This is a genomic window from Streptomyces sp. NPDC051109, assembly GCF_044455885.1.
Lineage (GTDB): Bacteria > Actinomycetota > Actinomycetes > Streptomycetales > Streptomycetaceae > Streptomyces.
Window position 1 is genome coordinate 319,210 of record NZ_JBITFF010000004.1, and the last position, 13,044, is coordinate 332,253.

A 13,044-nucleotide genomic window follows, 5' to 3' on the forward strand; every position below is an offset into this window, starting at 1 on the left:
GTCCGCGAAGCCCTGACCGGCCCTCTTCGCGGACGCGCCCCGGGTACGCCGTCTTCCCCGCTACGTCCAGGGGACGTCCGGCGCCCGGTAGTACGTGATGTCCTGGGCGTCCAGCCGCGGGCCCTGCGCCGCCACCCGCAGCCGGTACTCCGTCCAGTTCCGCGGGCCCGGGCTCCAACCCAGTTCCGCGAGGCCCAGCACCCGCGGGAAGGCCATGAACTCCAGGTCCGCGCGGTCCGCGATCGTCTCCGTCCACAGCGGCGCCTCGACGCCGAGGACCGCGGACTCCGGGACTCCGGCCGCGGCCAGGTACGTCCCCGGGTTCCAGTCGTACGCCCTGCGCACCGGGACGAGGCCCGCCCACGCCAGACCGGGCTTCGTCGTCAGGTCGTACTTCATGTCCAGGTAGAGCCGGTCCGCCGGCGACAGGATCAGCGGGTGGCCCGCCTTCGCCGCCGCGGCCACCGCCGCCTTCTCCGCGGCCGCCGTCTTGTCGTGGCCCCAGTACTGGAGCACCGCCCCCGGCGCCGGGCGGGCCGTGGCCAGCTGGTGCCAGGCCACCACCGTCTTGCCGTGGCGCCCGACGATCTGCTGGGCCCGGTCCATGAACGCCGCGTAGTCCGCCGCCGGCGTCGAGTGCGCCTCGTCCCCGCCGATGTGCAGGTAGCGGCCCGGCGTCAGCTCGGCCAGCTCGCCGAGCACGTCGTCGACGAACTCGTACGTACGCTCCACGGCGACGCACAGCGAGCTGAAGCCGACCTTGATCCCGGTGTAGCGCTCGCGGGCCTTCCCGTCGCAGTTCAGCTCCGCGTAGGAGGCCTGGGCCGCGTTCACGTGCCCCGGCATGTCGATCTCCGGGACCACGTCCACGTACCGCTGGGCCGCGTACGCCACCAGGTCCCGGTACTGGTCCTTCGTCCAGTACCCGCCCGGCCCGCCGCCGACCTCGCTGCCGCCGCCGTACTCCGCCAGCCGGGGCCACGAGTCGATCGCGATCCGCCAGCCCTGGTCGTCGGTCAGGTGCAGGTGCAGCGTGTTGACCTTGTACTGGGCCAGCTGGTCCACGTACCGCTTGACCTGCTCCACCGTGAAGTGGTGGCGGGCGATGTCCAGCATGGCCCCCCGGTACGCGAACCGGGGCGCGTCGGTGATCTCGCCGCCGGGCACCGTGCCCGGACCGGCCACCGGCAGCAGCTGCCGCAGCGTCTGCCCCGCGTGGAAGAGCCCCGCCGGGGTGCGCGCGGTCAGCGTGACCCCTCCCGGGCCGGACTCCAGCCGGTACCCCTCGGCGCCGGTCCCCTCCGCCCGCTCGTCGAGCCGCAGCCGGATCCCGTCGCCGCCGGCGCCGTCGACCACCGGCAGCGGCAGCCCGCTGGGGCCCCTGAGCTGTTCCGCGAGGAGCTCGCCGACCCGCCGGACCTCCTCGCCGCCGCCCGGGCCGGTACGGATGACCGTGCCCGCGCCGACGGCGTACCCGGGGCCTTCGGCGCGTGCGGAGGCGGGCGCCGGCAGGAGCTGTGCGTAGGGGGCGGCGGCGGCCGGGCGGCCGTCCCCGGGTCTGGCGTCGGCGTCCTGGGACGCGGCGCAGGAGACGGCCGCGCCGAGGACGAGGAGTGTGCCGAGCGTGCGTCGCAGGACTCTCATAGGGCAGGTATAGGCCAACTGGCGTGCCGGGGCCGGTGCGAGAATCGGCGGATGGCGGAAATCATCCAGAAGGACGGCACATGGACCTTCGACGGGGACGCGGTGCGGATCGTGCCCGGCCGCGACAAGGGGGTGGGGCTGCTGCGCCAGACGCTGGGCGAGGTGGTCGTCCCGCTGCGCGCGCTCGCCAGGATCAGCCACGAACCGGGCCGCAGGACGGGCCGGTTGAGGCTGAGGCTGCGTGACGGCGCCGACCCGCTGCTCCAGGTGACGGGCGGGCGGCTGCCGGAGGCCTCCGACCCGTACCGGCTGACGGTGGAAGCGGACCGGAGCGGGGTGGCGGAGTACTTCGTGGACGAGGTCCGCAACGCGCTGCTGCTGGACCAGGTGGATCCCGGCCCGGCGGACGCGTACCTGCTGCCGGGCCCGGCCGTGCCGATCACGGTGGCGGCGGGGGACGGGACGGTGGCCTTCGACGGCGACCGGGTGGCGCTGGACTGGAACTGGACGACGGAGGAGGCCAAGAGCTCCGGCGGGCCGCGCGAGTTCCGGGTCGCGGACCTGCGCGGGGTGGAGTGGTCCCCCTCGAAGGGGCTGGACAACGGATGGATCCGGTTCACGCTGGCGGGCGCCCCGGCCGCTCCCGCGCCCAAGTACGACCCGTACACGGTGGAGCTCTTCGGCTTCAAGAAGGACCCGCTGATGGCTCTGGTCGCGGCGGCCGTGGCGGTGCGGATGCCCCATCCCCGGGGCGCCGCCGCCCCGGCCGAGCCCGCCCCGGCCCTGTCCAAGGCGCCGGTGCCGGAGCTCGCGGCGTCGGCTCCCGAGCCGGCGGCCCCGGAGGACCACGACGCCCTGCTGCGCCGGCTGCGCGAGCTCGGCGATCTGCACCAGGGCGGCATCCTCACGGCCGAGGAGTTCGCCGCGGCCAAGCAGGCCGTTCTGCGCCGTTTTTGACCCTTATCTCCGCTCTTTCATGACCGGATTTGCGCCTTCCACTGGTCTGGACCAGGAGGATCCTGCCCGATTCCGGGCAGATTCTTTGCGTTCCCGGCCGTGGCCAGTCAGTATCTACGGGTGCTCGACCGCCGCCCGTCTCATGACGATCTCGTCGACCACCTGGTGCGCAGCACCGCGCTGCAGCGCGGCGAGGCCGCCCGGGTGGTACTCGACGTACTCGCGTACTTCGACGAGACGACCGAGGAATTCGTGCGCCGCCGCCACCGTGAGCTCCAGGCGGGCGGCGCGGTCAACGCGGAGATCTTCGAACGGATCGCGGCCGAGCTGCCGCACCGCGCCGTGGCGCCGCCGGAGCTCTCGCTCCGGCAGCTGCGCCGCATCGTCTACGGCTGAGCGACAGGGCCGTCCGACGGCCAGGCGCGGCGAACAGCGGCAAGGGCAACCGAACTTCAGGAGGGGCAAGACTTTATGTGCGGAATCGTGGGTTACATCGGCAAGCGTGACGTGGCACCGCTGCTGCTGGAAGGCCTGCAGCGACTGGAGTACCGCGGGTACGACTCCGCGGGCATCGTCGTCAACAACCCGAAGTCCCCCGCGCTCAAGGTGGTCAAGGCCAAGGGCCGCGTCCGCGAGCTGGAGTCCCGGGTACCCAAGCGCTTCGCGGGCACCACCGGCATCGCCCACACCCGCTGGGCCACCCACGGCGCGCCGAGCGACATCAACTCGCACCCGCACCTCGACGCCGAGAACAAGGTCGCGGTCGTCCACAACGGCATCGTCGACAACGCCGCCGAGCTCCGCGCCAAGCTGGAGTCCGAGGGGGTCGTCTTCGTCTCGGAGACCGACACCGAGGTCATCGTCCACCTGATCGCGCGTTCTCTGGCCGACACCCTTGAGGAGAAGGTCCGCGAGGCCGTCAAGGCGATCGAGGGCACGTACGGCATCGCCGTCATGCACGCCGACTTCGCCGACCGCATCGTCGTGGCCCGCAACGGCTCGCCGGTCGTCCTCGGCATCGGCGAGAAGGAGATGTTCGTCGCCTCCGACGTCGCCGCGCTCGTCGCCCACACCCGCCAGGTCGTCACCCTCGACGACGGCGAGATGGCCACCCTCAAGGCCGACGACTTCCGCACCTACACCACCAGCGGTGCCACCACCACGGCCACGCCGGAGACCGTGGAGTGGGAGGCCGCCTCGTACGACATGGGCGGCCACGACACGTACATGCACAAGGAGATCTCCGAGCAGCCCGACGCGGTCGACCGCGTGCTGCGCGGCCGGATCGACGACCGCTTCAACACCGTGCACCTGGGCGGCCTCAACCTGGACCCGCGCGAGGCGCGCGGCATCCGCCGGGTCAAGATCCTGGGCTGCGGCACCTCGTACCACGCGGGCCTGATCGGCGCCGGCCTCATCGAGAGCATGGCCCGCATCCCCGCGGACGCCGAGCCGGCTTCCGAGTTCCGCTACCGCAACCCGGTCGTGGACCCCGACACCCTCTACATCGCCGTCTCCCAGTCCGGTGAGACGTACGACGTGCTGGCCGCCGTGCAGGAGCTCAAGCGCAAGGGCGCCCGCGTCCTCGGCGTCGTCAACGTCGTGGGCTCCGCGATCGCCCGCGAGGCCGACGGCGGCGTCTACGTGCACGCCGGCCCCGAGGTCTGCGTCGTCTCCACCAAGTGCTTCACCAACACGGTCGTTGCCTTCGCGCTGCTCGCCGTGCACCTGGGCCGGATCCGGGACCTGTCGGTCACCGACGGCAAGCGGATCATCGAGGGCCTGCGCAAGCTCCCCGCGCAGATCCAGGAGATCCTCGAAGGCGAAGAGGACATCAAGAAGCTGGCGGCCGAGTACGCCGAGGCGAAGTCGATGATGTTCATCGGCCGGGTCCGCGGCTACCCGGTGGCCCTGGAGGCCTCCCTCAAGCTCAAGGAGATCTCCTACATCCACGCCGAGGCCTACCCGGCCTCCGAGCTCAAGCACGGCCCGCTCGCGCTCATCGAGCCGGCGATGCCGACCGTCGCGATCGTCCCGGACGACGACCTGCTGGAGAAGAACCGCGCGGCGCTGGAGGAGATCAAGGCCCGCAGCGGCCGGATCCTCGCGGTCGCCCACCGCGAGCAGGAGAAGGCCGACCACACGATCCTCGTGCCCAAGAACGAGGACGAGCTGGACCCCATCCTGATGGGCATCCCGCTCCAGCTGCTGGCCTACCACACGGCCCTGGCCCTGGGCCGGGACATCGACAAGCCGCGCAACCTGGCGAAGTCCGTCACCGTCGAGTAGTCGCGGGGCGCGCCGGTCACGGCGGCCCACCGAGCACGTGGAACGGCCCCCGGGGATTCCCCGGGGGCCGTTGCGTCTGCTTCCGCTTCCGTACGCCCTCAGCCCGCGGCGACCGCGCCGCGGCGGGAGGCCTTGCCCAGGGCGGTGGGCCAGTGGGCGAGCGCCGCGGTGGCGCCGTACCAGAACAGCAGCCCGGAGAGCGCGGCCGCCCAGCCGGCCGCCTTGGCGAGCAGGCCGCTGTCGGCGAAGGAGCCGACCGCGAGGAGCAGCAGGGAGAGGGTGAGCAGGGCGTACGCGCCCTGGCCGAACAATCCGCTCGCGGCGCTCAAGGTGAGGGTCAGCGCGAGCAGGGCGAAGAGGACCAGGAACAGTCCGGCGGCGTGTGCCGAAACCTTTCCGTCCGCCCCCGACGCCCAGGTGAACCAGAAGGCGCCGAGGCCCGCGAACGCGGTGCCGTTGAAGCCGTCGCCGCCGCGGAATTCGAGGACTCCGAGGACGAAGAGGGCGAGACCGCCGATGTAGGTCGCGAGTGACACGGAGTTGGCGACGGACACGCCGCTGACGACGGCGGTGTGGCCGATACCGAACGCGAGAAGGGTGAGACCCAGGGCTATGTTCCCGAGGGTCGAAGTCGAGGCCGTGCTTCCCGCAGAGACACCATTGTCCACGGCGGGCTCCCTTCGATCTGCAGTTGTTTGCTGCGTCCCAGCAGCACTTATCTACCCTTTACATAGGGGTTCACAACCGCACAACCGACGTACAGCGGGTTACGGAATGACAACAACCGGTCGCTGTGCGCGCTTGGCCAGCCGGCCCGCCACGGAGCCGAAGATCCGGCCCACGATCCCGTGCGTCGAGCCCACCACGATGGCGTCCGCCGAGTACTCCCGGCCTACTTCCTCCAGCTCGTGGCAGATGTCCCCGCCCCGCTCCACCAGGATCCACGGCACCTCGGCGAGGTAGTCCGCGCAGGCGAGCTCCAGCCCCAGCACCTCGGTGCGGTGGTCCGGTACGTCCACGAAGACGGGCGGCTCGCAGCCGGCCCACACGGTGGTGGGCAGCCGGTTGGCGACGTGCACGATGATCAGGCCGGATCCGGAGCGGCGGGCCATCCCGATCGCGTACGCCAAGGCGCGCTCGCTGGACGTGGAGCCGTCGAACCCCACCACGACACCGTGCCGGAAGGCCGGGTCGCAGGGATGACGTGTCTGTTCCGCCGCGCGCAGGTCGCTCGACGTGTGGTCGGCGAGCGGTTTGCGCTTGCGGCCCGCGGGTTCGGGGGATTCGTGACCGGCCATGGATGTCTCGGCGAAGAGGTCCTCGGGGGAAGGGACAAGGCGGCGTGGCAACTATGAGCGGATGCGACGATTGAAAAAACGACGACGCTGGGTGACGGAGCTCTGTCCGGGAAGCATCTTCCCAAGCCCATACCCCCCAGGGTACGGCGACACTCCTGTCCTGCACAGGGCATGCCGCCCTTGGAGAGCGTCCCAGGGAGCATGCCGGAGCGAGGGCGCCTTGGCAATGGCCGCTGCCCCCTACAGCCAGTGACGAGTTGCCGCACGGGCCACTCGTGCGCCACCCGTGCGCGCAGTGACCGAGCCCCGCCGCACGCCGTTGGACAGGCGACCGACCGTCCAGGAAGAGTCCGCAGGGAGCACGCCGTGCCCGGCCATCCGGTTCACCCCGTCCAGCCCGCTCAGCCGACCCACTCCGCTCAGCCGACCCGCTCCGCCCGGTCCGCCCGGCACGCTGGCACGACACCGCGTTTCACGCCCGCTCCCGTTCACCCGTCCGTGCGCTCGGCGAGACGCCCCCATGACGACCCCGCGGGTGACGTGGTCCGCTGGGCCGCCTTCAGCTGCCTGCTCGTGCCCGTGGTGCTCGTCGTGTACGGAACCTCCTTCGGCGGGGCCGCAGTCGCGACCCTCGGGCTGGTCGCGGTCACGGCGGCGTGCCGGGCGATGCTGCGCCACTCGGAGAGGGCGGAGCGGGCCGCCCTGGTCCTGGCGGAGGACCGGCCGCCGCCGGGCAGGCGCCGCCGGCATTCGCGCGCCGGTAGCGGGTTCGGGGCCCGCGGCTGTCACACGTCCGGAGGAATCTCCCCCGAGGACTGACCGATTCGCACACCCACACCCGAATGTTTTCAGCCAACTTCCCGGAACAGTGCCGGTCTTGCCGGAATGCCCCCTCAACCCCCCTACCACCAGCGACGACAGCCGTGAGGGGGCCCCGAGACCCTATGGGTACTGGCCATGGCCGGAGGGCGAGCTTCCCACTCCGGTAGCGGAGTGGAAGGCTTCCTGATCGAATGCTTTTCGCCAAGTTGCCAAGTCGACATAGCGCTGCGTGCTGAACTTGTCACGCCGACACCACGGGACGCAGTAGATTCGATCATGTATTTACGGCGGGGGATCCACGTGCAAGGCCGAGGGGAAACGTGCAGGTGCGACCAGACCAAGGAGTCGCGACACCCAAGGGGGGCTTAGCCATGAGCCAGGATTCCACCGCCGTCGTCGCGGACGCCGGCAGGAAGCTCGCGGGGCGTCGCCGCAGGGAGATCGTCGCGGTGCTGCTGTTCAGCGGCGGCCCGATCTTCGAGAGCTCCATTCCACTTTCCGTGTTCGGCATCGACCGGCAGGACGCGGGAGTTCCACGCTATCGACTGCTCGTCTGCGCCGGGGAAGACGGTCCGCTGCGGACCACCGGCGGACTCGAGCTCACCGCGCCGTACGGGCTGGAGGCGATCGCCCGGGCAGGCACGGTCGTCGTTCCGGCCTGGCGCTCGATCACTTCACCGCCGCCTCCGGAGGCGCTCGACGCACTGCGTCTGGCGCACGAGGAGGGCGCCCGGATCGTCGGACTGTGCACGGGGGCCTTCGTGCTCGCCGCCGCCGGTCTGCTGGACGGCCGGCCCGCCACGACGCACTGGATGTACGCGCCGACGCTGGCCAAGCGCTACCCGTCCGTCCATGTCGATCCGCGCGAGCTGTTCGTCGACGACGGTGACGTGCTCACGTCCGCGGGCACCGCGGCCGGAATCGACCTGTGCCTGCACATCGTGCGCACGGACCACGGCAGCGAGGCGGCCGGGGCACTGGCCCGCCGGCTCGTCGTCCCGCCGCGCCGCACGGGCGGCCAGGAGCGCTATCTCGACCGGTCGCTGCCGGAGGAGATCGGCGCCGACCCGCTGGCCGAGGTCGTCGCCTGGGCCCTGGAGCACCTCCACGAGCAGTTCGACGTGGAGACGCTCGCGGCCCGCGCCTACATGAGCCGGCGTACGTTCGACCGCCGGTTCCGATCGCTGACCGGCAGTGCGCCGCTCCAGTGGCTGATCACCCAGCGGGTGCTCCAGGCCCAGCGGCTGCTGGAGACCTCCGACTACTCGGTCGACGAGGTCGCCGGTCGCTGCGGGTTCCGCTCGCCGGTCGCCCTGCGCGGGCACTTCCGGCGGCAGCTGGGGTCCTCGCCGGCCGCCTACCGCTCGGCCTACCGGGCGCGCCGCCCGCAGGCCGAGGTGTCCCAGGTCACCGAGATGCCGGCGGGGGGCCCGGTGCCGCACCAGCGCACCCCGCAGCCCCAGCGGGCGGCGGCCGCCCTGGCCGCGGCCGGCCCGACGGTGACGGAGCTGTACGCCCCGAACCGGGTCCTGCGCGAGCACGCGTAGCTCCCGCCACGGGCACTGCCTGACGGAGGTCCCCCGCATCGGTCACCACCGGAGCGGGGGACCTTCCGCGTAATCCGCATAAGCTGGGCCGCATGAACGATCGCATGGTGTGGATCGACTGCGAGATGACCGGGCTCTCGTTGACGGACGACGCACTTATCGAGGTGGCCGCACTGGTCACCGACTCGGAGCTCAACGTGCTCGGCGAAGGCGTGGACCTCGTGATCCGCCCGCCGGACGCGGCCCTGGAGACCATGCCCGACGTGGTGCGCGAGATGCACACCGCCTCCGGGCTGCTCGACGAGCTGGCCGGCGGGATCACCCTCGCGGACGCCGAGGCGCAGGTCCTGGCGTACGTGCGGGAACACGTGAAGGAGCCCCGCAAGGCGCCGCTCTGCGGAAACTCGGTCGGTACCGACCGCGGGTTCCTGCTGCGCGACATGCCCGCGCTGGAGAGCCACCTGCACTACCGGATCGTGGACGTGTCCTCGGTCAAGGAGCTGGCGCGCCGCTGGTACCCGCGGGCGTATTTCAACAGTCCGCCGAAGAACGGCAACCATCGGGCGCTCGCGGACATCAAGGAGTCCATCGCCGAGCTGCGGTACTACCGGGAGGCGGTCTTCGTCCCGCAGCCCGGCCCCGACTCGGACACCGCCCGGGCGATCGCCGCCAAGCACACCCTGTCCGCCGAATAGGACCCGGCGGGAGCCTCCGGAGACGGGGCCGGGGGAAAGGGGGGCGCGAGCACCCTTCCGGACCCTGTACCCTTTTCTTCGGCCGGTCGGTTTTCCGACCGGACATGGTGGGTGTAGCTCAGCTGGTAGAGCACCTGGTTGTGGTCCAGGTGGCCGCGGGTTCAAGTCCCGTCACTCACCCTGCGAGAGGGCCCCGGTCCGCGAAAGCGGACCGGGGCCCTCTGCGTTTTCACGGCAATGGCAGGGCCGATGCCGCCGCCGCAGCTGCCGGTATCCGACCGGAAGGCCGCCATCGTCCCCCGCACGCTTCGCCCATGCCGCCTCCGACTAGCGGCGGCGTAGGCCCGCGTAGAGGAGGGTTGCGGCGGTCAGGACGTAGAGGCCGGCGGTGGCGCCCAGGCCGACCGGGTCGACGGCGCGGTCGCCCGCGGCCTCGACCCACGGGTCCAGGCCGCCCAGCCGGTCCTTGAAGAGGACGACGCGCCGCCCCGTCGCGAACTGGCCGTGGCAGTTCTGGATGTCGCCCAGCTCCGCGCGGCTCCCCGCGTCGTCGAGGACCCGGCAGAAGTGCCGTACGTCGCCCTTGCCGTTGACCCGCTGCCCCGCCTCCACGACCACCGCGGCCGTGCTCTCACCGAACTGCTTGAGGTACGTCTCGTTGAGGTTGGACCCGGCGAACAGCCCCAGCGCGAACACGGCGAAGCCCACCAGGGTCGCGGCGCCCGCCCGCTTCCAGGCCGAGCCCGCCACGATCGGACCCGCTGCCGCGGCGGCGAGCACGATCAGGACCCCGACCCACAACATGCCGTAGGGGTACTGGCTGACGAAGCCGCCCACCGTGGCCGCCGTGGGAATCAGCGCGGCCCAAAAGAGTGTGTTCGCCGTCCGCCGCGGCCGCACGGCCACGACCCCCTCCGGGCCCCCCGCTATACCGCTCTTCTGCATCCCGACACCCTAGGGGCGTCTCGCCGATCGTGCCGGCTCGCGGTGTCTGGACGACGTTGCGGACACCCGCTAGGCGCGGAACGCCTCCGCGTGGTCATGGGCCCAGGCTTCGAAGGGGCGGGCCGGGTGGCCGGTGAGGTGCTCGACGGCGTCGGTGATCTCGACCGGCAGCCCGTCGCTGGCCGCCCAGTAGTCGAGGAGCGCGTCGGCGTACGGGCCGGGTATGTGCCCGTCGACCTCGGCCTTCCACTGCTCCGCGGTGACGGCTTCGAACGGTATCGGGGCTCCCAGGACCCCGCTGAGTAGCGCGAGTTGGGTCGCGAACGTCAGCGACTGCGGTCCCGTGAGGTGGTACGCACGGCCGGCGGGGGCCGGGTCGGTGAGGACGGCGAACGCGGCCTCGGCGAGGTCGGCCTCATGGACCGGGTCGCAGTACGCGCCCGGGTAGGGCAGGTGGACGGGGCGGCCGGACTTCACCGACCAGGCCCAGCCCAGGGCATTGCTCGCGAAGGAGCCGGGGCGCAGCAGGGTGGTGCGCAGCGGGGATGCCAGCAGGGCCTGCTCTACGGCGAGATGGGAGGCGGCCAGCGGGTTGCCGGCGGCGTCGGGGGCGAGCACCGAGGAGGAGGACAGGAGCACGACGTGCTCGACTCCGGCGGTGACGGCCTCCTTGACGAAGGAGTCGATGGCGGAGGCCTCGGCATAGAGGAAGACGGACCGGACTCCGGCCAAGGCGCCCGGGAAGGTCCCGGGGTCGCTGAGATCGCAGCGGACGGTGTCTGGCGTGTCCGGCTCGCGGGAGGCGAGGCGGTGGGGGATGCCGCGGGCGGCGAGGAGGGAGACGAGGCCGCGGGCGACGGAGCCGCGGGTACCGGTGACGAGGATCGACATGGCGGGTTCCTGCTTCCTGTGCGTCTGGGTGTTCGTGTTCCTGTTCGTGAGCACGGACACGCCGCTCACGCTAGAATTGACACGTGGCACAGATTCTGCACGATCCATACTCTGCGTCACACAGATAAATTTCAGGCATGGAGAAGCCGATGTCAACCGATTCCCCCCGTTCGAGTGACGCCGCCCGCGATGAGTGGAGCCGCGCCGAGCTGCTCGCCCGCATCGTCACCGAGAGCCAGCGGCACTACGCCGACTACTCGCTCTTCGCCCAGGCGATGGCCGACCACGTCGGCCTGCACCCCACCGACATGCAGTGCGTCGGGCTCCTCGACATGGAACCCGGCCCCGTCAGCACCGGGGACATCGCCCGCCTCACCGGCCTGACCTCCGGCTCCGCCACCCGCCTCGTCGACCGGCTGGTCAAGGCCGGGATCGTCGAGCGGCTCGCCGACCCCCACGACCGGCGCCGCTCCCTCGTCGCCCTCGCCCCCGAGGCCCGCCGGCGGATCGGCGAGGCCTGGGACACCCCCGGCCGGGCATTCGGCGCCGTCCTGGAGAGCTACTCCGACTCCGAACTCGCCGTCATCGCCGACTACCTGCACCGCGCCGCCGAGGTCGGCCGGTCCCAGGCCCGGCGCCTGAACTCCGGCGGCTGAACTCCGGCGGCTGGACTCCGGCGGCCGAACTCCCACGGCTGAGATTCCGGCGGCTGAGATTCCGGCGGCTGAACTCCAGCAGCTGAACTCCCACGGCTGAGACTCCGGCACCCGCCCCACGAAACGCCGACGGCGGCCGCACAAGCGGCGGCCGCCGTCCGGCTACGGGCGCGTACGCACGCTCAGCGCCGCGCGCTCTCCAACTGCGACAAACCCTTCGCCAGGTCGTCCGCGTTCATCACCGGGCTGATCTCGATCTCGGCGTTCAGATCCCCGAACAGGCCTTCGAGCAGCGGCGGCATCTCCGCGCTGTCCTTCATGTCGAAGACGATCCAGCAGCTCCGAACCCCCTCGGAGGGGCCGAAGTACGCGGCCTCCGGCTTGACCCTGTCCATGAGCTTCTTCATGGCCTGGGGCATGGCGCCGGCCTTGGTCGCCTCATTGCCCGCCTGCGTGTGGATATGGGCCCGGAGCATGACTCTCATGCCTGACTCCTTCCGTCAGGCCCACACTCGGCGGGTCCGCCCGGACCGGCAACATCTCCTCGCCCATCCGGGCCCGGCCCCGCCCCGCCCCGGGCGGCCCCGCCCCGCCCCGGCCGCCCCGGCCGCCCCGGGGAGAGCTCAGCCGCCCGCCGTCGCGCCCTGGATGTGGAAGTTGAAGTCCGTGTGCCCGAGGGTGCCCATCATGCGGAGCCAGATGGGCAGGAGCATCTCGGTGCCGCGGGCCGTCTCGATGCCGCCGAGGTCGAGGACGCTCCCCTCCGGCCAGCCGAAGGAGTACAGCAGTTCGCGTACGGACTTCTTGGCGTCGGCGTCCTCGCCCGACAGGAACACGGTGTGCTCGCCCGGCACCCGCGCCGGTTCGACCATGACGCGGCAGTTCATCGTGTTCAGCGTCTTGACCACCCGCAGCCCCGGGAACGTCCGCTGGAGCAGCTCGCCCAGGCTGTCGTCGTTCACCGGATCGAGGGTGGGCGGGAACCCCCGCGAGAAGTCCAGCGGGTTGGCGATGTCGATCAGCACCTTCCCGTCCAGGTGCGCGGCGTCCGCCTCCGTCAGGGCGGCGACGCTGACCTGCCCGCCGGTGGCGTTGACCAGGACGTCCCCCTGCCGGGCGGCGTCGGGGAACGGGGCGAGGCCGGCCTGCGGGTGGGCCTCCTGCCATTCGGCGTACTCGGTGCGGGCGAGGGTGGCCCCGGGGTCCCGGGTGCCGATGACCACCTCGTGCCCGAGCGAGACGAGGCGGGCGGCCACCGTACGGCCGACGATGCCGGTGCCGAGGACTGCGTAGCGCATGA

Annotated in this window: 14 protein-coding genes and 1 tRNA gene; 8 read left to right on the forward strand and 7 right to left on the reverse strand. The window is 71.7% G+C overall.

Annotated elements, in window-relative coordinates:
* Positions 1–60: 60 nt before the first annotated feature.
* Positions 61–1,644 carry a beta-N-acetylhexosaminidase gene (locus ACIBAD_RS10205; RefSeq protein WP_398905719.1) on the reverse strand — a complete coding sequence of 528 codons (1,584 nt, stop codon included), beginning with the start codon at positions 1,642–1,644 and terminating at the stop codon, positions 61–63.
* A gap of 51 nt (positions 1,645–1,695) precedes the next feature.
* Between ACIBAD_RS10205 and ACIBAD_RS10210 the strand changes: the two genes are divergently transcribed.
* The 3 genes from ACIBAD_RS10210 (at position 1,696) to glmS (ending at position 4,890) form a co-directional block, all read left to right on the forward strand.
* The gene (locus ACIBAD_RS10210; RefSeq protein WP_398905721.1) at positions 1,696–2,601 is read left to right on the forward strand and encodes a DUF4429 domain-containing protein; all 906 of its coding nucleotides are present in this window, start codon (positions 1,696–1,698) and stop codon (positions 2,599–2,601) included.
* 120 nt (positions 2,602–2,721) lie between these two features.
* Positions 2,722–2,997, forward strand: coding sequence for a hypothetical protein (locus ACIBAD_RS10215; RefSeq protein WP_134075904.1), 276 nt, complete (start codon positions 2,722–2,724; stop codon positions 2,995–2,997).
* A 75-nt stretch (positions 2,998–3,072) separates the two neighbouring features.
* Positions 3,073–4,890 carry a glutamine--fructose-6-phosphate transaminase (isomerizing) gene (glmS, locus tag ACIBAD_RS10220; RefSeq protein ID WP_134075583.1) on the forward strand — a complete coding sequence of 606 codons (1,818 nt, stop codon included), beginning with the start codon at positions 3,073–3,075 and terminating at the stop codon, positions 4,888–4,890.
* Positions 4,891–4,988: 98 nt separating this feature from the next.
* On the opposite strand, the gene ACIBAD_RS10225 is transcribed toward glmS, so the two are convergent.
* Together ACIBAD_RS10225 and ACIBAD_RS10230 are read right to left on the reverse strand one after the other, a co-directional pair.
* Entirely contained in the window at positions 4,989–5,558 is a 570-nt protein-coding gene (locus tag ACIBAD_RS10225) for a GPR1/FUN34/YaaH family transporter (protein ID WP_398905722.1), read from the reverse strand.
* Between the two features lie 99 nt (positions 5,559–5,657).
* Positions 5,658–6,188 carry a universal stress protein gene (locus ACIBAD_RS10230; protein WP_134075585.1) on the reverse strand — a complete coding sequence of 177 codons (531 nt, stop codon included), beginning with the start codon at positions 6,186–6,188 and terminating at the stop codon, positions 5,658–5,660.
* Positions 6,189–6,686: 498 nt separating this feature from the next.
* On the opposite strand from ACIBAD_RS10230, the gene ACIBAD_RS10235 reads away from it, so the two are divergent.
* From ACIBAD_RS10235 to ACIBAD_RS10250, 4 genes are all read left to right on the forward strand, one after another.
* A complete protein-coding gene (locus ACIBAD_RS10235) occupies positions 6,687–7,007 on the forward strand; it encodes a hypothetical protein (RefSeq protein ID WP_398905725.1) in 321 nt (106 codons plus the stop codon).
* 374 nt (positions 7,008–7,381) lie between these two features.
* Positions 7,382–8,557 carry a helix-turn-helix domain-containing protein gene (locus ACIBAD_RS10240; RefSeq protein WP_398905727.1) on the forward strand — a complete coding sequence of 392 codons (1,176 nt, stop codon included), beginning with the start codon at positions 7,382–7,384 and terminating at the stop codon, positions 8,555–8,557.
* Positions 8,558–8,649: 92 nt separating this feature from the next.
* Positions 8,650–9,252 carry an oligoribonuclease gene (gene orn / locus ACIBAD_RS10245; protein ID WP_030161659.1) on the forward strand — a complete coding sequence of 201 codons (603 nt, stop codon included), beginning with the start codon at positions 8,650–8,652 and terminating at the stop codon, positions 9,250–9,252.
* A gap of 107 nt (positions 9,253–9,359) precedes the next feature.
* Positions 9,360–9,432: transfer RNA gene (locus tag ACIBAD_RS10250), tRNA-His, on the forward strand.
* Between the two features lie 147 nt (positions 9,433–9,579).
* On the opposite strand, the gene ACIBAD_RS10255 is transcribed toward ACIBAD_RS10250, so the two are convergent.
* A complete protein-coding gene (locus tag ACIBAD_RS10255) occupies positions 9,580–10,197 on the reverse strand; it encodes a hypothetical protein (protein ID WP_398905730.1) in 618 nt (205 codons plus the stop codon).
* Positions 10,198–10,266: 69 nt separating this feature from the next.
* Positions 10,267–11,088, reverse strand: a complete 822-nt coding sequence (locus ACIBAD_RS10260) for an NAD(P)H-binding protein (protein ID WP_398905934.1) — start codon at positions 11,086–11,088, stop codon at positions 10,267–10,269.
* 149 nt (positions 11,089–11,237) lie between these two features.
* On the opposite strand from ACIBAD_RS10260, the gene ACIBAD_RS10265 reads away from it, so the two are divergent.
* Entirely contained in the window at positions 11,238–11,744 is a 507-nt protein-coding gene (locus tag ACIBAD_RS10265; protein ID WP_134075588.1) for a MarR family transcriptional regulator, read from the forward strand.
* A gap of 182 nt (positions 11,745–11,926) precedes the next feature.
* Here the strand turns inward: ACIBAD_RS10265 and ACIBAD_RS10270 are convergent, their stop codons facing one another.
* Both ACIBAD_RS10270 and ACIBAD_RS10275 read right to left on the reverse strand, forming a co-directional pair.
* The gene (locus ACIBAD_RS10270) at positions 11,927–12,229 is read right to left on the reverse strand and encodes a DUF3303 family protein (RefSeq protein ID WP_134075589.1); all 303 of its coding nucleotides are present in this window, start codon (positions 12,227–12,229) and stop codon (positions 11,927–11,929) included.
* A gap of 138 nt (positions 12,230–12,367) precedes the next feature.
* Complete coding sequence (locus ACIBAD_RS10275) at positions 12,368–13,042, reverse strand: NAD(P)-binding domain-containing protein (protein WP_134075590.1); 675 nt, start codon at positions 13,040–13,042, stop codon at positions 12,368–12,370.
* Positions 13,043–13,044 lie beyond the last annotated feature (2 nt).

Coding starts and splice junctions, on each gene's coding strand:
- ACIBAD_RS10260 (WP_398905934.1), bottom strand. CDS start 11,088: ATGTCGATCCTCGTCACCGGTACCCGCGGCTCCGTCGCCCGCGGCCTC.
- ACIBAD_RS10205 (WP_398905719.1), bottom strand. CDS start 1,644: ATGAGAGTCCTGCGACGCACGCTCGGCACACTCCTCGTCCTCGGCGCG.
- ACIBAD_RS10270 (WP_134075589.1), bottom strand. CDS start 12,229: ATGAGAGTCATGCTCCGGGCCCATATCCACACGCAGGCGGGCAATGAG.
- ACIBAD_RS10240 (WP_398905727.1), top strand. CDS start 7,382: ATGAGCCAGGATTCCACCGCCGTCGTCGCGGACGCCGGCAGGAAGCTC.
- ACIBAD_RS10210 (WP_398905721.1), top strand. CDS start 1,696: ATGGCGGAAATCATCCAGAAGGACGGCACATGGACCTTCGACGGGGAC.
- ACIBAD_RS10230 (WP_134075585.1), bottom strand. CDS start 6,188: ATGGCCGGTCACGAATCCCCCGAACCCGCGGGCCGCAAGCGCAAACCG.
- ACIBAD_RS10265 (WP_134075588.1), top strand. CDS start 11,238: ATGTCAACCGATTCCCCCCGTTCGAGTGACGCCGCCCGCGATGAGTGG.
- ACIBAD_RS10255 (WP_398905730.1), bottom strand. CDS start 10,197: ATGCAGAAGAGCGGTATAGCGGGGGGCCCGGAGGGGGTCGTGGCCGTG.
- glmS (WP_134075583.1), top strand. CDS start 3,073: ATGTGCGGAATCGTGGGTTACATCGGCAAGCGTGACGTGGCACCGCTG.
- ACIBAD_RS10275 (WP_134075590.1), bottom strand. CDS start 13,042: ATGCGCTACGCAGTCCTCGGCACCGGCATCGTCGGCCGTACGGTGGCC.
- orn (WP_030161659.1), top strand. CDS start 8,650: ATGAACGATCGCATGGTGTGGATCGACTGCGAGATGACCGGGCTCTCG.